Origin of the sequence: Bacillus sp. JJ1773, assembly GCF_036962035.1 — a bacterium.
Classification (GTDB): domain Bacteria; phylum Bacillota; class Bacilli; order Bacillales; family Cytobacillaceae; genus Cytobacillus.
Map to the genome: position 1 here is coordinate 38379 of NZ_JBALNX010000019.1, position 19232 is coordinate 57610.

The 19232-nt window shown below is 38.2% G+C and carries 15 protein-coding genes; 12 read left to right on the top strand and 3 right to left on the bottom strand.

What is annotated here, in order from left to right; all coding sequences use genetic code 11:
- The first annotated feature begins 37 nt into the window (after window positions 1-37).
- The 9 genes from V7127_RS04425 (at window position 38) to V7127_RS04465 (ending at window position 12440) form a co-directional block, all read left to right on the top strand.
- Entirely contained in the window at window positions 38-919 is an 882-nt protein-coding gene (locus V7127_RS04425) for a branched-chain amino acid ABC transporter permease (RefSeq protein WP_335347859.1), read from the top strand.
- 12 nt (window positions 920-931) lie between these two features.
- Entirely contained in the window at window positions 932-1870 is a 939-nt protein-coding gene (locus V7127_RS04430) for a branched-chain amino acid ABC transporter permease (RefSeq protein WP_335483896.1), read from the top strand.
- Window positions 1857-2624 carry an ABC transporter ATP-binding protein gene (locus V7127_RS04435; protein WP_335483898.1) on the top strand — a complete coding sequence of 256 codons (768 nt, stop codon included), beginning with the start codon at window positions 1857-1859 and terminating at the stop codon, window positions 2622-2624. Before V7127_RS04430 ends, V7127_RS04435 begins: the two co-directional genes overlap by 14 nt.
- Entirely contained in the window at window positions 2625-3329 is a 705-nt protein-coding gene (locus V7127_RS04440; RefSeq protein WP_335483900.1) for an ABC transporter ATP-binding protein, read from the top strand.
- A 464-nt stretch (window positions 3330-3793) separates the two neighbouring features.
- Window positions 3794-5515 (top strand): urocanate hydratase, encoded by a 1722-nt coding sequence (hutU, locus tag V7127_RS04445; protein ID WP_335483902.1) that lies wholly within the window; start codon window positions 3794-3796, stop codon window positions 5513-5515.
- 111 nt (window positions 5516-5626) lie between these two features.
- Window positions 5627-6874: an imidazolonepropionase gene (gene hutI, locus V7127_RS04450; protein WP_335483904.1), complete on the top strand. Its 1248-nt coding sequence runs from the start codon at window positions 5627-5629 to the stop codon at window positions 6872-6874.
- A 225-nt stretch (window positions 6875-7099) separates the two neighbouring features.
- Entirely contained in the window at window positions 7100-8266 is a 1167-nt protein-coding gene (locus tag V7127_RS04455) for a M20/M25/M40 family metallo-hydrolase (protein WP_335483906.1), read from the top strand.
- Between the two features lie 294 nt (window positions 8267-8560).
- Window positions 8561-10081, top strand: a complete 1521-nt coding sequence (gene hutH, locus V7127_RS04460; RefSeq protein ID WP_335483908.1) for a histidine ammonia-lyase — start codon at window positions 8561-8563, stop codon at window positions 10079-10081.
- 169 nt (window positions 10082-10250) lie between these two features.
- Window positions 10251-12440 carry a DNA topoisomerase III gene (locus V7127_RS04465; RefSeq protein WP_335483910.1) on the top strand — a complete coding sequence of 730 codons (2190 nt, stop codon included), beginning with the start codon at window positions 10251-10253 and terminating at the stop codon, window positions 12438-12440.
- 183 nt (window positions 12441-12623) lie between these two features.
- On the opposite strand, the gene V7127_RS04470 is transcribed toward V7127_RS04465, so the two are convergent.
- Window positions 12624-14600 (bottom strand): LysM peptidoglycan-binding domain-containing protein, encoded by a 1977-nt coding sequence (locus V7127_RS04470; RefSeq protein WP_335483912.1) that lies wholly within the window; start codon window positions 14598-14600, stop codon window positions 12624-12626.
- Between the two features lie 436 nt (window positions 14601-15036).
- Here V7127_RS04470 and hutH (V7127_RS04475) point away from each other — a divergent pair, with 436 nt between their 5' ends.
- The gene (gene hutH, locus V7127_RS04475; RefSeq protein ID WP_335483922.1) at window positions 15037-16530 is read left to right on the top strand and encodes a histidine ammonia-lyase; all 1494 of its coding nucleotides are present in this window, start codon (window positions 15037-15039) and stop codon (window positions 16528-16530) included.
- A 263-nt stretch (window positions 16531-16793) separates the two neighbouring features.
- Here hutH (V7127_RS04475) and V7127_RS04480 read toward each other — a convergent pair whose 3' ends face one another.
- Window positions 16794-16973: a hypothetical protein gene (locus tag V7127_RS04480; protein ID WP_335348395.1), complete on the bottom strand. Its 180-nt coding sequence runs from the start codon at window positions 16971-16973 to the stop codon at window positions 16794-16796.
- Window positions 16974-17074: 101 nt separating this feature from the next.
- The gene (locus V7127_RS04485; protein WP_335483914.1) at window positions 17075-17242 is read right to left on the bottom strand and encodes a CotG/ExsB N-terminal domain-containing protein; all 168 of its coding nucleotides are present in this window, start codon (window positions 17240-17242) and stop codon (window positions 17075-17077) included.
- A 163-nt stretch (window positions 17243-17405) separates the two neighbouring features.
- Here V7127_RS04485 and V7127_RS04490 point away from each other — a divergent pair, with 163 nt between their 5' ends.
- Both V7127_RS04490 and V7127_RS04495 read left to right on the top strand, forming a co-directional pair.
- Window positions 17406-18503, top strand: coding sequence for a CotH kinase family protein (locus V7127_RS04490; RefSeq protein WP_335483924.1), 1098 nt, complete (start codon window positions 17406-17408; stop codon window positions 18501-18503).
- A gap of 134 nt (window positions 18504-18637) precedes the next feature.
- A complete protein-coding gene (locus tag V7127_RS04495; protein ID WP_335483916.1) occupies window positions 18638-18847 on the top strand; it encodes a hypothetical protein in 210 nt (69 codons plus the stop codon).
- Window positions 18848-19232: the final 385 nt, after the last annotated feature.

Here is a 19232-nt window from a genome sequence, read left to right on the forward strand (position 1 = left end):
CTTGTTTTCCTTTATAACGGTAAAGGGGTGGGATGACTTGATAGTTGAACAGTTAATTAATGGGATAGCATTAGGTTTTGTATATGTATTAATAGCGCTTGGGCTAACAATGGTATACGGAGTTTTAAAAGTTTTGCACTTTGCCCACGGTGTTATATATATGGTCGGAGCCTTCTCGGCTATGGTAGGAATTTTATATCTAAATCTTTCTTTTATTACCGCTTTGATATTTGCCTTAGTAATTTCCGGACTGGTTGGTGTAGGGATTGAAAAGTATGCTTATAGACCTCTTAAAGATGTCCATCCAATTACGGTTCTAATAAGTGGTGTAGGAATAGCTATATTACTTCAAAATTTGTTTCAAATTATTTTTACATCTGATTCTCATGCCTTTCCAAAAACAAATATTGCCGTACATAGTATTGATATTTTTGGGATTGCGTCATTAACGAATATAAAACTTTATATGATCATAATCGGACTTATTGTTTTAGCTTTGCTTTACCTCTTCTTGAATTTCACCAAAATAGGAATAGCTATTAAAGCAGTTTCTCAGGATCGAAAGGCAGCTGCATTAATGGGTATAAATGTTAATAGAATTGTCATGGTTACTTTTCTGCTTGGTTCTATGTTAGCGGCTTTAGCTGGCATAATAACAGCGTTAAATTATAATTCACTATCACCAGCTATGGGGGATATTCCCGGATTAAAAGCTTTCTGTGTTGTTGTGCTAGGTGGTTTAGGTTCAATTCCTGGAACAGTCTTAGGTGGATTAATATTGGGAATAGCAGAGGCATTAAGTACAGGATATTTAGAAGGGATGCCTATTGATACGAATGCCATCGCTTTTATATTGCTGGTTGCTATTTTACTAATAAAACCTTCAGGAATATTCGGAAAGAATATAGAAAAAGTGTAGGTGATATCATTGTTGGATTTCATTAACCCATATTACGTAGATATTTTAATATTTTTAGTGATTAATATTCTTTTAGGCCTAGGATTGAATTTAACAACTGGGTTTGCAGGACAGGTTTCTTTGGGACACGCAGCATTTTATGGAATTGGCGCTTACACATCAGCCATACTATCTGCTAATTATGGTGTGAATGTTTGGATTTCTATGCTAATTGCTGTTGTAGTAACCTTCATATTAGGTGGACTTTTAGGACTACCCAGTTTGCGTTTAAGAGATGATTTTCTCGCAATTACAACATTGGGCTTGGGGCTTGTTGCACACTCTTTCTTTAATAATTCCAAAATTACAGGAGGGGCATATGGAATAAATTCTATACCCGCCCCTAACTTTTTGGGGATAGAGGTGGAGAATGTAGGATATCTCGTTTTGGTTGTAATTGCATTAATCGCTGCCATCTATATTATGAGGAAAATAACACGGTCTAGAATTGGAAGAGCTTGGGTGACTATAAGAGAAGATGAAACTGTAGCTCAATCGATGGGAATCAATACCATGTATTATAAAGTATTAGCCTTTGCAATCGGAGCAGCCTTTGCAGGAGTTGCAGGAGCCTTATTTGCTCATAAAATTTACTTTGTAAATGCTGACTCTTTTACGTTTACAACATCAGCAACTATCCTAAGTATGATAGTAATTGGTGGATTGGGTAGTATAAGGGGGACTTTATTAGGTGTGACACTTTTATACACAATACCGGAACTATTTCATATTTTTGATGTAGGAAACATTTTGAACTTAAATTATTTAGATAATTATAAAATGATTCTTTATGGATTACTTATGGTTTTAGTTATGAGATATAGTCCTAAAGGATTAATAGACATAAAAAATATTAAAATTAGAAATTTAAAACCAGCTGTGAAAAGTGGTGATCAGAATGTTGGAAGTTAAAAATGTATCAAAGTTTTTTGGTGGAATAACAGCTATAAATAATGTAAGTCTGAAGGTACAAAAAGATGAAATTTTTGGTTTGATTGGACCAAATGGTGCAGGTAAAACAACATTGTTTAATATGTTAACAGGAATTTATACTCCTAATAATGGTGAAATAGTATTTGAAGATACTATGATTCAAAAGTTAAAACCATTTCAAATAGCAAGATTAGGAGTTTCAAGGACATTCCAGAATATAAGGTTATTAGGTAATGAGACTGTTGCAGAAAATGTAAAGATAGGAATGTTTCGAAAGACAAAGTCGGGTTTAATTTCTGCTATATTAAATAGCAAATTTCAACGGACAGAAGAGACATTTGTTGAAGAAAAAGTTAAACAAACATTGATGGAGGTTGGTTTAGAAAAGTATATGGATTTAAATGCAGGTAATTTATCTTATGGAAATCAGCGTAAGGTAGAGATAGCCCGTGCACTTGTATCTGAACCAAAGCTTATTTTATTGGATGAACCATGTGCAGGTATGAATGATACTGAGGTAGAGGAAATTAATTTATTGGTAAAAAGAATACGTGACAATGGGACAACAGTGATTATTATCGAACATAACGTCCCGATGCTGGTAGGATTGTGTGATAATATGGCTGTATTAAATCACGGTGAGAAAATTGCTGATGGTTCTCCTGAACAAGTTACTTCTGATAGCGCTGTAGTAAAAGCCTACATTGGAAGTGAAGAAGAGGAAGTGATTTAATTGCTAACAATAAAAAATCTAAATGTCTTTTATAACCAAATTCATGCAGTAAAAGATCTCAATTTAGAGTTAAATAAAGGAGAAATAGTAACATTAATGGGATCTAATGGTGCTGGAAAGTCTTCAAGTTTAAATGCGATTTCTGGATTAATAAAATCCTCAGGTTCAATACTTTTTAATGGTGATGAAATAAATAAATTAAGTCCGGATCAAATTGTAAAAAAAGGAATAGTAATGGTTCCAGAAGGTCGAAGGATTTTCCCAAAATTAACTGTTTTGGAAAACCTGCTATTAGGGGCATATACAAGAAACGTTACAAATAATATAAAAGCAAATGAATTAGAAGAGATATTTGAATTGTTTCCTAGACTTGAAGAGAGAAAAAGACAATTAGGTGGTACTATGAGTGGCGGGGAACAACAAATGTTAGCAATAGGCAGAGCATTAATGGGTAAACCAAAAGTTTTGATGCTCGATGAACCGTCAATGGGGTTAGCACCAATCGTTGTAAAAGATATTTATGAAACGATTAAGAAAATTAAAGGTCAAGGTCTAACAATTTTATTAGTTGAACAAAATGCAAAAAAAGCATTATCTGTTGCTGATAGGGCATATATTATAGAAAATGGACAAATTAAATATCATGATAAGGCACGAAATTTATTAGAACAGGATGTTATTCAAAAGGCCTATCTCGGTGGCTAAATATTGTTCTTTTACTTATAAACTCAAAGAAAGTGCCTGAAGGTGTGTCGGCACTTTTCAAATCACCAATGTTGTTACATGCCCTTACTTATTCGAGCAAGATTGAAAAAAATCACAAATTATCTGTATTATGCACTCATCCTAACGGGGTGGGTGCATTTTTCTTTTATAATTTGCATGCAAATTATATCTGCATCCTCTGATTGAAATCGGTTTTAGGTATTTTGGAGTTGCTTTTCGAATTTTTCGCAAAAAGCGCAAAATTTATCTGCGATTTATTCAAGGAAACGCATTGAAAATTTAAAAGGAATGACAGAATTATAGGTTTCTAAACCAGAAAAATATGAAAAGACAAAAATAAATAGGTTAAATCAGAAAAATTCAGCGAGTTTTACTAACTTGGCATAATACTTGCAAAATAATTAGATAAGAATTTAATTAATTTAGTATTGGAGGAATTATTCATGTCACAACCAGAAATCTTATATTCCGTTAAAGCACAAAGAGGACCAGAGCTTCGCTGTAAAGGGTGGAGACAAGAGTCTATTCTAAGAATGCTAGAAAATAATATGGAAAATGCGGAAAAGCCAGAAGAGCTAGTTATCTATGGTGGGATTGGGAAAGCGGCACGTAACTGGGAATCTTACCATGCGATTGTGAAATCGTTAAAAGAACTTGAAGATGATGAAACTTTAGTTGTTCAATCTGGAATGCCAGTTGCGGTATTTAAAACTCATAAATATGCGCCGACCGTTGTTATGGCAACAACCAATATCATGAAGGCAGATTGGCCAACATTCTACGATTTACAAGATAAAAACTTAACGATGTATGCGAACTACACTGCAGCTCCATGGGAGTATATCGGTACACAAGGTGTTATCCAAGGCACTTTCGAAACTTTATCGGCAATCGCACGTCTTCATTACAATGATTCTCTTGTTGGGAAAATCCTTCTAACAGCTGGAGCTGGCGGAATGGGCGGAAACCAAACGAGAGCTATGACCATGCATGGCGGAGTTGCCATTCTATGTGACTCTAATGTTGAGATTATTAAGCGCCGTATTGAAAAGAAATTTATTGATGTTTTAGCCGATTCATTGGATGATGCGATTGCTATGGCGAAGCAAGCGGCTGCTGAAGGTAAGCCACTTGGTATCGCGGTAGTTGGAAACGCCGCAGATATTTTCGAAGAGGTTCTTGAAAAAGGGTGGCTGCCAGACATCTCAACTTCTATGACACCAGGCCACGATCCAATTTCTTATTTACCAGCTGGCTACACAGTAGAAGAAGCAGAAAAGCTTCGTGATACAGATCGTACCCTTTACTTAGAAAAAGCTCGCGAAACGATGATCCGTGAATTGAAAGCGCTAATCAAATTTATGGACTTAGGCGTTCACTCCTTTGAATACGGTACAAGTCACCGTAAAGAATGTGTCGATGCCGGTTTTGATCCGAAGGAAGCGAAACGTCTTCCAGGTTTTGTAGCGGAATACATTCGTCCATTGTTCTGCGAAGGCCGCGGACCTTTCCGTTGGGTATGCTTATCTGGAGACCCAGAAGATTTAAGAAAAATTGATGAAATGATTTTAGAAAAATTTGCAGATGACTACCTAGTAACTCGCTGGATCAAGCTTGCGATGAAGCATATTCCAATTGAAGCACTTCCAGCTCGTATTTGTTATATGGGCTTTGGTCAGAGAAAAGCATTTGCATTGGAAGTAAACGATATGATCCGCCGCGGCGAGCTTTCTGGTCCGGTTGCATTCTCTCGTGACAACTTGGACTCAGGTTCTATCGTGAACCCAACATTTGAATCTGAAAACATGAAGGATGGTTCTGACCTAATTTCTGACTGGCCGGTATTGAACGGTCTGTTGAATGCAGTGGGTATGTGTGACTTAATCGCTCTTCAAGCGAACTACTCAATGGGTGAAGCCGTTCACACTGGTGTAACAATGATCGCAGATGGAACAGATGAGTCTGATATGAGACTTGAAGTAGCGATGACAGTTGACTCTGGAATTGGGGTTGTCCGCCATGCACAGGCTGGCTATGAAATCGCACAAGATGTTGCGAACGGAAAAGGAAAACTTACAAATGAAAGCATCAAAATCCCACTATGGTGGTCTCCAAAAGCAACATTTGGACCGAAGGATTTAGAAAAAGAAGATGTAAAAGCTTAAAAATTTGTAAAAATGGATCAGGTGGCTCATGGGGGGAACTCTTTTGAGCCCCAATCTTTTTCAGAAGAAGCAAAATAAACAGCTTGATAGACTTAAAGGAGGTTTTGTAGCATGTCTGAAACGAAGGTCAAGTTAAAAGTAGACTTAGTAATCAGCAATGCATCCGAGGTCATTACATGTATCGGTGAGGGTATGGAGGAAATTGGTATCCTGACTGATGCATGGATTGCAATTAAGGATGAAAAAATTGTTGGAGTTGGAACAGAGGCAGAGGTAAAAGGAAATTTTGATTTGGGAGAGTCCTCTATTATTGATGGAACAGGTAAGGTGGTCGCTCCAGGCTTTGTTGACTCGCATACTCATTTAGTTTTCTATGGAACGCGAGTGGAAGAATATGCTGCTAAACTAACTGGAAAACCCGAAAAACTCCAGCAGCTAAGCATTACAACAGGTCCGAGCAGAACAGTAGAACTTACACGAAATGAACCAGAAGAGACATTATTCCAGCAATCGAAAAAACGTGTGATGACAATGCTTGAGCATGGCATTACAACTATTGAAGGCAAGAGCGGCTACGGACTGACAACAGATAGTGAGATAAAAATTTTAGAGGTAGGCAGAAGGCTGGATCAAGAAACTCCGCTTGATGTGTTAAATACATTTTTAGGTGCACATGGATTTCCAGAGAATCTGACGAAAAGTGAGTATTTGGATGTCATCATCAACGAAATGATTCCTAAAGTCGGAGAACAGGGACTCGCGGAATTCTGTGATGTTTGGTGTGATGAAGGTTATTTTACGGCCGAAGAATCTGAATTAATCCTTAAAGCAGGACTAAAATATGGAATGAAGCCAAAAATTCATGCGGATGCATATTCTTATATCGGCGGTTCTGATTTAGCAGCGGAAATGAAAATGGTTTCGATTGACCATTTAAATTATACACCAGTTGAAGTCATGGAAAAGCTAGCTGAAGCTAAGGTAACGGGAGTGCTAATGCCAGCTTTGGATTTTGCTGTTAACCATAAACAGCCATTCGATGCACGCCAAATGCTAGACAAAGGAATGGAAATTGCGCTTGCGACTGACCTTTGCCCAGCTTGTTATACAGAGTCCATGCAGTTTGTAATAAATCTTGCATGCCGATTATATAAATTCTCTGTTGAAGAGGCGATTAAAGCTGCTACATATGGCGGAGCGAGGGCACTTGATTTAGATGATCGTGGCGTGATTCAGGAAGGAAAACTAGCAGACCTGCAAATTTGGGATGTCCCAACCTATAAGCATATTGCTTACGAGCTTGGAACAAATATCGTTGAAACGGTCATTAAAAAAGGAAAAGTCGTCGTTAGCCGCTAGTTAATAGATATTTGAAAATCCATAGGAAAAATATCGCACTTTTCATAAACCATCAGTCTTTAAAGGACATACAATCGATGGAATCACCGAACCATGTCCTTTAATCATGATTTAAAGGACATAAAACCTACGAGATCTTCAAACTATGTCCTTTAATCACGAGATCAAAAAGTAAGTCTATTAAAATATGGTGACGCATGCAGAGCAAATGGGAGGGTTTCAATTATGACAACAAAACATACATCCAGTGCAGCCGAATATGTAAATGGGGAAAGATTGCAGGAGCTATTTCTAGAATTAGCAAAAATTAATGGTCCTAGCACAAAGGAACAGCTTGTTGCAGATTATTTGATTAAGGCATTGCCAGAACTAGGCTTTACGTTAGAGTTCGATGAGGCACACAAAAATTTTGATGGCGAGGTTGGCAACCTTGTCGCCTGGCACGAAGGTACAGATCCATCTATTCCGCCATTATTCTTCTCCACGCATATGGATACAGTTTTGCCAACAGAAGGGCTTAAGCCGGTAATAAAAAATGGAGTAATCCATTCTGATGGAACAACCATTTTAGGAGCTGATGATCGTGCAGCTCTTGCAGCCTATTTGGAAGCAATGAGAGCTATTATTGAAGGCGGTATTCCACATGGGCCAATCGAATTTATTTTAACTGTTAATGAGCAGCCAGGTTTAGTTGGTGCCAGATATATGGATTACTCGAAAGCAAAGAGTAAAACAGGCTATATTTTCGACAGCAGCGGGGATGTAGGTCAAATTATTCTAAAAGGACCTTATAGCTCCCGGATCTGGATGGAAGTAGAAGGAAATGCTGCACATATTGCCCTCAATGCTGAAGAGGGAAATAGTGCGTTTCTTATAGCTGCTGAAGGTTTAATTAACATGAAGTTAGGCACGATTGATGATGAGACACTGGCGAATATAGGAATAATTAAAGGTGGAGAACTGACTTCCATCATTCCCGGAAGTGTAACGGTTGCTGGGGAAGTTCGCAGCTTTTCAAAGGAAAAGCTGGATCAGCAGCTAGATCATATGGCTGAAGCAATGAAACGAGCAGCAGAGGAAAAAGGCGGAAAAGTAAATGTGAAAATTGAAAAGAAATACAGTGGATTTGATATCCCTGAAAACGATATTCTCGTAAGAAATGCAGAAGAAGCTGCAAGAAATATTCATATAAAGCCATATTTAACAGAAACACTCGGCGGGGCAGACACAAATGTTCTGAATGAAAATGGACTAACATGCTTAACGCTTGGTTTAGGCTTCCAAAATATTCATTCTTTCAGAGAATGCATCAGCATTGAAAACTTAGTTAATACTGGCAGACTAACAGCAGCTTTAATTGAACAATGGTATAAAAATCATATAGAAAAATAGGTTAAGAGACTTTAGGGATCTATGATAGATACTTACATTTGTGGCAGTCGTTGTGGCATTAATCATGTAATTACAATTTGGCTAGGTTTTTCTTAATGCGTTAGCTGAGTTTATTTTCATGTTTACGGGCAGAATTATGACGCTAGGCGAAGGGGAGAAGATTGTCCACACATGTGTACCAATGTTCATTCATTACAATACCTAATTTTTATATTTGGTGTCTTGGTCGCAATAGTTTTATAATACTTTATAGAGTCTGAATTTTTAGTATTTAAATTGAGGAGTGGACAACTTATGAGCAACAGTGGAATTGCAGGATTGGATCTAGTAGAACTTGATGGAGTCACATTAGATCGACATAAGGTAGAAAAGATTGTTAGAGGTACTGCAAAAGTATCAATCCCAGAGGAAAACCGCCTAAAGGTCCGCGCCAGCCGGAACCGCATTGAAAAGCAGCTTAATGATGGAAAAATACTTTATGGTGTGAACACAGGATTTGGGAAGCTAAGTGATATTGAAATTGAGAAAGATGATATAGAGAAATTACAATTAAATTTATTAAGAGCAGATGCTGTAGGTGTTGGTGAACCTCTTCCTACTCCTGTTGTAAGAGCCATGATGACATTGCGTGCAAATGCTTTACTGCGCGGATTTTCTGGAATTAGAGAAGAAACTGTTCAGCTGCTTGTGGATATGATCAATGAAGGTGTGCATCCCATCGTGCCAAGCAAAGGCTCAGTTGGAGCTAGCGGTGATTTAGCGCCACTTTCTCATATCGCAATCGTATTAGTAGGTGAAGGGAAGGCAGAATACAAGGGTGAAATTCTTCCTGGAGGAGAGGCTTTAGAACGAGCAGGATTGAAGGCGGTTTCCCTTCAAGCGAAGGAAGGCCTTGCATTAATCAATGGAACACAATGTATGTCCGGAGTTGGAGTTGTTGCTCTTAACGAGGCAGAGAGAGTCGGTTTGGCAGCAGATATGGCAGCGTGCTTAACGATGGAAGCCCTTCATGGTGTCATTTCTGCTTTTGATAGCGAACTACTCGCTGTACGTCCACATCCTGAGCTTGAGTTCGTTGCTTCACGGATGAGAAAGTGGCTAGAAGGCAGTGAACGGATTACACGTCAAGGAGAAATCCGCATTCAAGATGCTTACTCTATCCGCTGCATCCCGCAAGTACATGGTGCTTCATGGCAAGCCTTTAATTATGTGGATGAGCGCTTAAGAGTTGAAATGAATTCCACAACGGACAATCCGATTGTGTTAGAAAGCGGAGAAGTCATTTCAGGTGGTCATTTCCACGGTCAGCCAATTGCACTTTCAATGGACTTCCTAAAGGTTGCCGCAGCAGAGTGGGCAAATATTTCAGAACGCAGAACGGAAAGATTAGTAAATCCGCAATTAAGCGGCTTATCTCCTTTCCTTGCTCCAGATCCAGGCTTAGAATGTGGACTGATGGTGGCTCAATACGCAGCAGCAGCACTAGTATCTGAAAATAAAGTCCTTGCTCACCCAGCAAGTGTTGACTCCATTCCAACATCTGCAAACCAAGAAGACCATGTGAGCATGGGTACAATTGGTTCACGTCAGGCAAGGGAAATCATTCATAATTCTGCTAGAGTTATAGCGATTGAAATGATTTGTGCTTCCCAAGCTATTTATTTAGAAAAAGCAGAAAGCCAGCTAGCTCCTGCTACTAGAGAATATTTAGAAAAAGTTAGAGCCATTTGCCCACCGTTAGAAAGCGACCGTGCTATTTCGGATCAAATGGAAGAATTGGCTCAGTTTATCTTGAGAGCAGATGTATTGAAGTAATGAATATGGAGAAGTTGTCGATTAATCGGATGTTGGGATTAATGGACAACTTCTTTTTCATTGTTTTGGAGGATGTGCAACCCAATAAGGTACTTATACAATGAATTATTCAGAAAAACTGTCTGTATGTTATATTTAACATACGGAATTTGAAAGGATGTTTTTTAAAATGGCAAAAAGTGTTGTAATTGCAGAAAAACCTTCTGTTGCACGCGATATTGCACGTGTGCTGAAGTGTAATAAAAAAGGAAATGGATTTCTGGAAGGCGATAAATATATCGTTACATGGGCATTGGGACACCTAGTCACACTTGCTGATCCAGAAGCCTATGATGTGAAATATAAAACATGGAATTTAGAAGATCTGCCTATGCTTCCTGAGCGGATGAAATTGACAGTTATTAAGCAGACTGGAAAGCAATTTCAAGCTGTAAAAAGCCAGCTGACTAGAAAGGATGTCAATGAAATCATCATTGCTACAGACGCTGGAAGAGAGGGAGAATTAGTCGCGCGCTGGATAATCGATAAAGTAAAGGATAATAAACCGATTAAACGGCTATGGATTTCATCTGTTACAGATAAAGCGATAAAAGACGGTTTTGCTAATTTGAAGCCGGGTAAGGCTTATGAGAATTTATATGCATCTGCTGTCGCACGTTCAGAAGCTGACTGGTATATCGGTCTTAATGCAACGCGCGCCTTAACAACTAGATTCAATGCCCAGCTAAACTGCGGCCGTGTTCAAACACCTACTGTTGCCATCATTGCAGCTCGTGAGGATGAAATTAAAGATTTCAAAGCACAAACCTATTACGGCATCGAAGCCCAAACGACAGACCAATTAAAACTGACTTGGCAAGATGCAAAAGGGAATAGCCGCAGCTTTGATAAAGAGAAAATGGATGGGATTGTAGGGAAATTAGGCAAACAAAATGCAATAGTAACAGAAATTGAAAAAAAGCCGAAGAAATCATTCTCACCAGGTCTATATGACTTAACGGAATTACAGCGTGATGCGAATAAAATTTTTGGCTACTCTGCAAAGGAAACATTAAACATTATGCAAAAGCTGTATGAGCAGCATAAGGTTTTAACGTATCCTCGAACGGATTCACGTTTTATCTCTTCGGATATTGTCGGGACGCTTCCAGAACGATTAAAGGCTTGTGGAGCAGGAGAATATCGATCATTAGCTCATAAGATTTTAAGCAAACCGATTAAAACTTCGAAAGCATTTGTGGATGACAGCAAGGTATCTGATCACCATGCCATCATTCCAACAGAAAGCTATGTAAACTTCTCATCCTTCAATGATAAAGAACGGAAAATTTATGACTTAGTTGTAAAGCGGTTTTTGGCGGTCCTTTTTCCGGCATTTGAATACGAACAACTTACGCTTCGTGCGAAAATCGGCGAGGAAAACTTTGTAGCCAGAGGAAAAACAATTTTATCAGCAGGCTGGAAAGAAGTATACGAAAACCGCTACGATGATGAAGAAGCTGTAGATGATTTAAAAGAACAAATTTTACCTCGCATCGAAAAAGGCGATACATTAAACGTAAAACTAATCGCACAAACGTCTGGTCAAACAAAACCACCTGCGCGCTTTAATGAGGCGACATTACTTTCGGCAATGGAAAATCCAGCGAAGTATATGGATACGCAGAATAAGAAATTGGCAGATACATTAAAATCAACAGGCGGATTAGGAACAGTTGCAACACGGGCTGACATTATTGATAAGTTATTTAACTCATTCCTGATTGAAAAGCGTGATAAGGACATTCATCTTACTTCAAAGGGCCGTCAACTGCTGGATCTAGTTCCTGATGAACTGAAATCCCCTGCTTTGACAGCAGAATGGGAGCAAAAACTTGAACAAATTGCCCATGGCAAGCTGAAAAAAGATGTATTTATCAGCGAAATGAAAAACTACACAAAAGAAATCGTTGCTGAAATTAAAGCTAGCAATAAAAAATACAAGCACGACAACATTTCCACAAAAACCTGTCCAGACTGTGGAAAACCGATGCTTGAAGTAAACGGCAAAAAAGGCAAAATGCTCGTATGCCAAGACCGAGAATGTGGACATCGTAAAAATGTTTCACGTGTTACGAACGCCCGCTGCCCGCAATGCCACAAAAAACTTGAGCTGCGCGGCGAAGGTGATGGCCAAATCTTCACATGTAAATGTGGATATCGAGAAAAATTATCTGCTTTCGAGGCACGCCGCAAAAAAGAATCAAAAGGCAAAGTGGATAAACGTACTGTCCAAAAGTATTTGAAAAACCAGCAAAAAGAAGAAGAACCTTTGAATAATGCGCTGGCGGAAGCATTAAAAGGGTTAAAATTTGATTAATCTTGTTTTGAATAAGGTTTTTATTGCTTCAAATTTTTCAAAAGAATGATTCAATTGAATATAGAAAGAGCGTGTTTCGATTTTTTTCAAAACACGCTCTTTCTTTTTTATTCGTTGTTTATAGTAAAAAAAATGATTAAACATTATGCCAAAGGCACTGTCATCCCTTTGATAAGCGGATCTCTATCTTATTATAAGCTTTTGCCCGATTTCAAGGTATTTTGCTGGGTCAAGCTGGTTAGCTTTAACGATTGTATCCACAGATGTACTATATTTTTGAGCTATTTTCCACAGAGTATCCCCAGACTGTACAGTATGAATAACGGGCTTAATAACTGGAGATTTTTCTGGAATTTCCAAAGATTGACCGATAAATAAATGCTTTGCAGGATCGAGCTTGTTTGCTGCAACAATCGCATCAATTGTAGTTCCAAACTTTTGGGAAATCTTCCATAAAGTATCCCCTGATTGTACCTTGTAAGTAGTTGATGGCTGTGGAGAAGGACTAGCCATTGGAATAACTAGTTTCTGACCGATTGAAAGATAATGATTCGGGTCAAGCTTATTGGCTACAACGATTGTTTGAGCAGTAACATTGTATTTCTGAGCAATTTTCCAGAGCGTATCCCCTGATTGTACGATATGAATCGTCTGCTCAGACGGTGGAACCGGTTCTGGCGTCTCGTTTGGAACCTTTAATGTCTGCCCCACGGATAAATACTTATTCGGATCTAATTGGTTTAATTTGATGATTTCTGCAACGGTTGTTTTGTGTTTTTCAGCAATTTTCCATAATGTATCGCCTGACTGTACTATATAGTCCGTCGTATTTTGCTGGGAAGGTGACTCGGAAACAAATTCAACATCTTTCACATTGATTCTTCCAGATATACCTTCTTTAACAAGTACCTCATATTGATCATTTACAATGGTTTCAGAGAGAAGCGGGAAGATGTCGCCTTTTTGCGCTATATAGCCTTGTCCCATTGGATCAATAGACATATTTGCTTTTTCGATGATGACACGAACATTTTTTTGCGGCTGCAAAATTTTAAACTCATAGCCGCCTTCAGCTCTCAAAATTGAATTAGGGAAGGAAATATAACCTAAATTTGCACCTTCAATGACTAGCAATTTAATGGTAAAATTCCCGTTCGGGACTTTCCCGCCCATCATGTCAGTTCCATCCCAGTTAAAAGTATGCACACCTGGTTGAAGTGCTTGTTCAGTCATTACATTTTTAACATGTGCACCTGCGGCATTTGCAATATAGACGGAAACTTTGGCAGGTTCAGTAAGAGTAAATTTGCCTTCTGCTGAATCATTTACGCCGTCGCCATCAGGTGTGATTACGGAATTTTTAAATGAGGCCTCAGTAACTAACTCCTTCAATCTCCATTGAGGAATATCATAATCGCCGTCTTTAATGGTAATGATTCCAGCTTTTTCAGAACGCTGTTTCGTTTCAGGATAATTGTAGCCTGTTTCGATAGTCTTAAAAACAACAATATACTCACCATCAGCTACAATTCTGCCGGACTTATCTGTGCCGTTCCAATTGAAAGTTTGACTGCTGGGTGTTAGCTTCATTTTTTCGCCTGCAAAAATTTCGTCTCCATTCTTCTGAATGCTGAGCTGAACTTCTGCTGGGCGGTTAAGATTATATTGAATTTGTACTGCTTCAGAAGATTTCCCGTATTTAGGTGAAAAATCACATGGACTGATAGAAACTTGATCAAACAGCGGTTTCGGATTAGGTTCTGATACAACGATTAATTTTCCAAGCGGGTATCCGACCATTTGGTTTAAGTCTCTATCCGACAAGTTCGCTTTAATCTGGTATTCTCCTGCCGGCAGCGGTTCCTTCTTCACATCGTCCCATGGAACCCAGTCGATCTTGTGAGTTGTTTTGTACTCAAGTGACGAGAGATTAATTGTTGCTTGGCGGCCATTTCCTTCTACCCTTAGGTATCCGCGTGTTGGCTCATTCGTTTTCAAGTCAACTGTTACATAACCAGGAACACTTCTGCCTTGAAATGCAACTGTATTTGACGAGAGATTAAAAGAAACCACTTCTGCTTGTGCAGAGGCAAACTGTGGCATTGTTGCAGCAGCAATGATGAAAAGTATGGAAAAAATTCTGAATATTGTTTTTGTCACTCTCGTTGCTCCTTCTTTCTTTAAAATATATTACAACGTTTATATTAATCTGCTTTTTAAAACCTCATCAATGTAATAATATTTCCATATCAGGGAATCCAGTTAGAGGGATAATAAATCTGTCACCGTATTCCTTTACTACACTAACAATCTAACAATCTAATTTGTTAAAATTTGTAAATTATTCGTTGACATCCCCCTCCTACTGAACATACAATTAGTTATATTCGCAAAATTTTTGAAATGGGAATGATCATGATGATGCGTAATAGGAAATTAATTTTTACATTCGATAAAAAGGCTGTATTTCAAACGCTTGTTTGAAGTACAGCCTTTTCTTTATCTCACTAATGTACTGAGGAGGAAAGAAATGGTTGTTTTATCTGATAACACTTTAACATTAAAGGAAGTTAACAACATACCGAGGAGGAAGGACATGGTTATTTTAACAGGGAATACATTAACGCTAGAGGAAGCAAGAAGGGTTTTATTTGAAAAAGAAAAGGTAGAGCCATCGAAAGAAAGTATGGTTGCCGTCAAGGAAAGTCATGATGCTGTGAAGAGGATTGTGGAGGAAGAAAAAGTGATTTATGGAATCACTACAGGATTTGGAAAGTTTAGTGATGTGCTTATTGATCAGAAGGATGTGAAGGATCTGCAGCTTAATCTGATTCGTTCACATGCCTGTGGAGTTGGAGAGCCATTTCCTGAGTCTGTCTCACGTGCCATGCTCCTATTTAGAGCAAATGCATTGTTAAAAGGCTTTTCAGGAGCAAGACCCGTTGTTATTGAAAGATTGCTCGAGCTTGTGAACAGAGAAATCCACCCGGTTATTCCACAGCAAGGATCGTTAGGAGCAAGCGGGGACTTAGCGCCACTTTCTCACCTAGCATTAGTTCTTGTTGGGGAAGGAGAGGTTTTTTATAAAGGGGAAAGAAGACCTGCACTTGAGGTCCTTATGGAAGAAGGCTTGGAGCCGTTAACATTGGAAGCGAAGGAAGGTTTGGCTCTCATTAATGGTACCCAGGCAATGACGGCAATGGGTGTTGTTGCATATTTAGAAGCGGAAAGGCTTGCCTACCAAAGTGAATTAATTGCCGCTGTTACGATGGAAGGATTAAATGGGATTATTGATGCCTTCGATGAAAAAATTCATTTAGCTAGAGGATACAAACAGCAGGTAGAGACAGCTAGGAGAATGAGAGAATATTTATCAGGCAGCGGACTTATCACGAAGCAAGGGGAAATTCGTGTTCAGGATGCTTATTCCATTCGATGCATTCCACAAGTTCACGGGGCCTCATGGCAAGCATTAGACTATGTGAAAGAGAAGCTTGAGATTGAAATGAATGCAGCAACAGATAATCCGCTTATTTTTGACCAAGGAGAAAATATTTTTTCAGGCGGAAACTTCCACGGACAGCCGATCGCCCTTGCCATGGATTTTATGAAAATTGCGGTTGCAGAGCTTGCAAACATTTCAGAACGAAGAATTGAGCGTTTAGTCAATCCGCAGCTGAATGACTTGCCGCCGTTTTTAAGCCCGGAACCAGGACTTCAATCAGGTGCGATGATTCTTCAATACTGTGCGGCTGCTTTAGTTTCCGAAAATAAAACCTTAGCTCATCCTGCTAGTGTTGACTCGATTCCATCTTCTGCGAACCAAGAAGATCATGTCAGCATGGGAACAATTGCTGCGAGACATGCGTATCAAATTATTCAGAACGTGAACAATGTACTAGCGATTGAGTTGATTTGTGCGCTCCAGGCAGCGGAATTCAAGGGACATGAAAAAATGGGAGAGAAAACCAAGTCGTTTTATTTAGAAGCGAGAAAAATTGTTCCGTCTATTACAAAGGATCGAATCTTCGCAAAGGATACGGCTGCTTGTGCTTCATGGCTTAAGGAATTTGATATGAACTGTCTGTAGGATTTAAATTGTGGAGGGTTGCTGACTGGAAAAGTAGGTTTAGTGGACAGGTTTTCGGCAAAAGGAAAAAACTTGTCCGACAAAGTAAGTTTAGTGGACAGGTATTTGGAAAATGTGAAAAAGCTGTCCGACAAAGTAGGTTTAGTGGACAGCTTTTAGGAAAAAGTAAAAAAGCTGTCCAGCAAAGTAGATTGATTGGACAATTTTTCAAAAAAGGAAAACTTGTCCAGTTAAATTGATACTATACTAGATAGTTGTTCGAATTACTTATCCCGAAATTCAGTTCCATCGTGACCTTCTATGCGATTTTTGAATGCTTCTTGGACAACAAGAAATTCTTCATCCTCTTGTGCCTCTGTTGCTTTACTTTCTATTACTGAATTGTCTGGGAAATTACCCGGGTGATTTTTATTTTTATGGTTAAACTCTTTACCTCTTGCCATTTGTATCTGCTCCTTTCGTTTTTCTTCATGTATCTTCCCCTTAATTAAAAAATCCTATGTATATTGCTTTGTAATTAAAAAGCTTTGCATCTGCAAAGCTTTTATTCATCATTCTCACGATCCATTCTTGTATCGAGCGAACATTTTCTGCTATCAGACTGCCTTGATCTTTTAGATGAAAATGGCTCTTGATATAGAAACTTTTCCATTCCTGCAGCGATCACTTCTTTAACCGCACGACGGATATCGGCTTCACTATAACCTCTCAAAGTCATATCCTCCTTATTGATTGGTTCATCCTTCGTTTTCCTGCTATTAGAATACGGATCCGAAAGAAGTTTTGCCTTAGACGATTGCGTATTTTTGGAAATAGGACTGTCATCCTTTAAATGTTTTTCATACGATTTAATAACGGTTCGGTTAGGGGGGATTATTTTGAAAAAAGCAGATATACCAATTTATAACTTATTTATAAATCCGAAAAGCCTCATCGATTTAAAGAAGGATATTTGGGCAGAAAAATCTGTTACAGGAAAAATTAACATTCAAAATAAAAAGCATGACATTGATATTAGGTACCGAGGATATTATGTTCGAGAGTTTGAGAAGAAATCTTATCATATTCACTTTTATAAACCTAGGACTTGGAATGGGGCAAAAGAGCTGCATTTAAATGCAGAATATAAAGATCATTCATTAATAAGAAATAAGCTTTCATTTGATTTTTTCTCTAGTATCGGTGTCATGGCCCCCTCTGCAGAGCATGTTTTTCTTGTATTAAATGGAAAACAAGAAGGAGTCTATTTGCAATTAGAGTCAGTAGATGAATACTTTTTCAAAAAAAGGAATATTCCAGTACAATCGATATTTTACGCGATTGATGGAGATGCAAATTTTTCACTGATTAGTGAATATGATAATGCTCCTAAGAGATCTTTAGAAATGGGCTATGAAATAAAGTATGGACCGGACGAAGAATGTTTAATCTTACAAGAGTTTATTTTCAAAGCCAATACACTTTTAAGAGAAGAATTTGAACGAGAGATAGGAAATTATATAGATGTTGAAAAGTATTTGCTTTGGCTAGCAGGTGCGGTTTGTACTCAAAACTACGATGGATTTGTTCAGAACTATGCTCTGTGCAGGAATGGTGATGGGGGGGTATTTGAAATTCTTCCTTGGGATTATGATGCAACTTGGGGAAGAGATGTTCATGGGGAGATTATGGATTATGACTATGTTAGAATAGAGGGTTTTAATACGTTATCGGCAAGAATGCTCGATGTTCCTTCATTTAGAAATTTATATTATAAAAACCTCGATCAAATCCTCAACCATCAATTTACAGTCGATTTTATGGAACCAATAATACAGGACATATATACGAACCTCCGTCCTTTTGTTTTAAAGGATCCCTATAAAAAAATGTATTTCGAACAATTTGATATGGAACCGGAATTCATTTGTAAATTTATAACGGATAGAAACAACTTTCTGAAGAGTGAGCTTAAAAAGCTAGGTTTCAACTAGTAAAGGGATAGAATGATTGCTATAAAAAAGGCGAGCATATTTAGAAAATGGGCACTTTATTTTAGTTGTTTGTCCACTCCATATTTAAACTAAAACATAGTCTATATTAGTGAAAAAGAAAGGGGGGAAGATGAATGTTCCAGCAAACAGGAAGAAGACGAGTTCAGAATATTAGGGCCGATGAAGTAAATATTGCTGCCAATAGAGTGAATGTAAGAGAAGTCCGCAGAACAGATCGCAGAAGAACAGATCGCAGAAGAACAGATTGCAGAAGAACAGATCGCAGAAGAAGTGATTTCTTTTGCGGTTGCAGAAGACGTTGCGGTTGCGGCTTCTTCTTCTAACAATTAATAATGAAAATGATGACAATTTCTAAAAACATTGCTGCTCCGCCACTGATTCACCTCATACGGAACAAGCATTTTCGCGGCAGTAAAAGCTATTAGGTCAATTTATTTTTTAATAAGCATTGATCTAAGAAAGGGCAGGGGTTCCATCCCTGTCTTTCTCTATGTTAGGGAACAAATTAGGAGGAGCAATATAGCAATAAGGTAAATGAAATAGAAATTTCAACGTTAGAGAACAACAATAATCGTAGAATAGTGAAAAAATAATAAGTTAACAAATTGAAAAAGAAAAAAATAAGAATTTTCACCTTAATCTTTGAAGGAATATGTCGAAATAAGAAAAGAGGGAGTATTTTTAAATAAAGATGGGTGAGGACATATG

Bases quoted from the DNA above. Each gene is read 5' to 3' on its own strand.
- V7127_RS04435 (WP_335483898.1), top strand. From the start codon at position 1,857: ATGTTGGAAGTTAAAAATGTATCAAAGTTTTTTGGTGGAATAACAGCT.
- V7127_RS04465 (WP_335483910.1), top strand. From the start codon at position 10,251: ATGGCAAAAAGTGTTGTAATTGCAGAAAAACCTTCTGTTGCACGCGAT.
- hutU (WP_335483902.1), top strand. From the start codon at position 3,794: ATGTCACAACCAGAAATCTTATATTCCGTTAAAGCACAAAGAGGACCA.
- hutH (WP_335483908.1), top strand. From the start codon at position 8,561: ATGAGCAACAGTGGAATTGCAGGATTGGATCTAGTAGAACTTGATGGA.
- V7127_RS04455 (WP_335483906.1), top strand. From the start codon at position 7,100: ATGACAACAAAACATACATCCAGTGCAGCCGAATATGTAAATGGGGAA.
- V7127_RS04495 (WP_335483916.1), top strand. From the start codon at position 18,638: ATGTTCCAGCAAACAGGAAGAAGACGAGTTCAGAATATTAGGGCCGAT.
- hutH (WP_335483922.1), top strand. From the start codon at position 15,037: ATGGTTATTTTAACAGGGAATACATTAACGCTAGAGGAAGCAAGAAGG.
- V7127_RS04480 (WP_335348395.1), bottom strand. From the start codon at position 16,973: ATGGCAAGAGGTAAAGAGTTTAACCATAAAAATAAAAATCACCCGGGT.
- hutI (WP_335483904.1), top strand. From the start codon at position 5,627: ATGTCTGAAACGAAGGTCAAGTTAAAAGTAGACTTAGTAATCAGCAAT.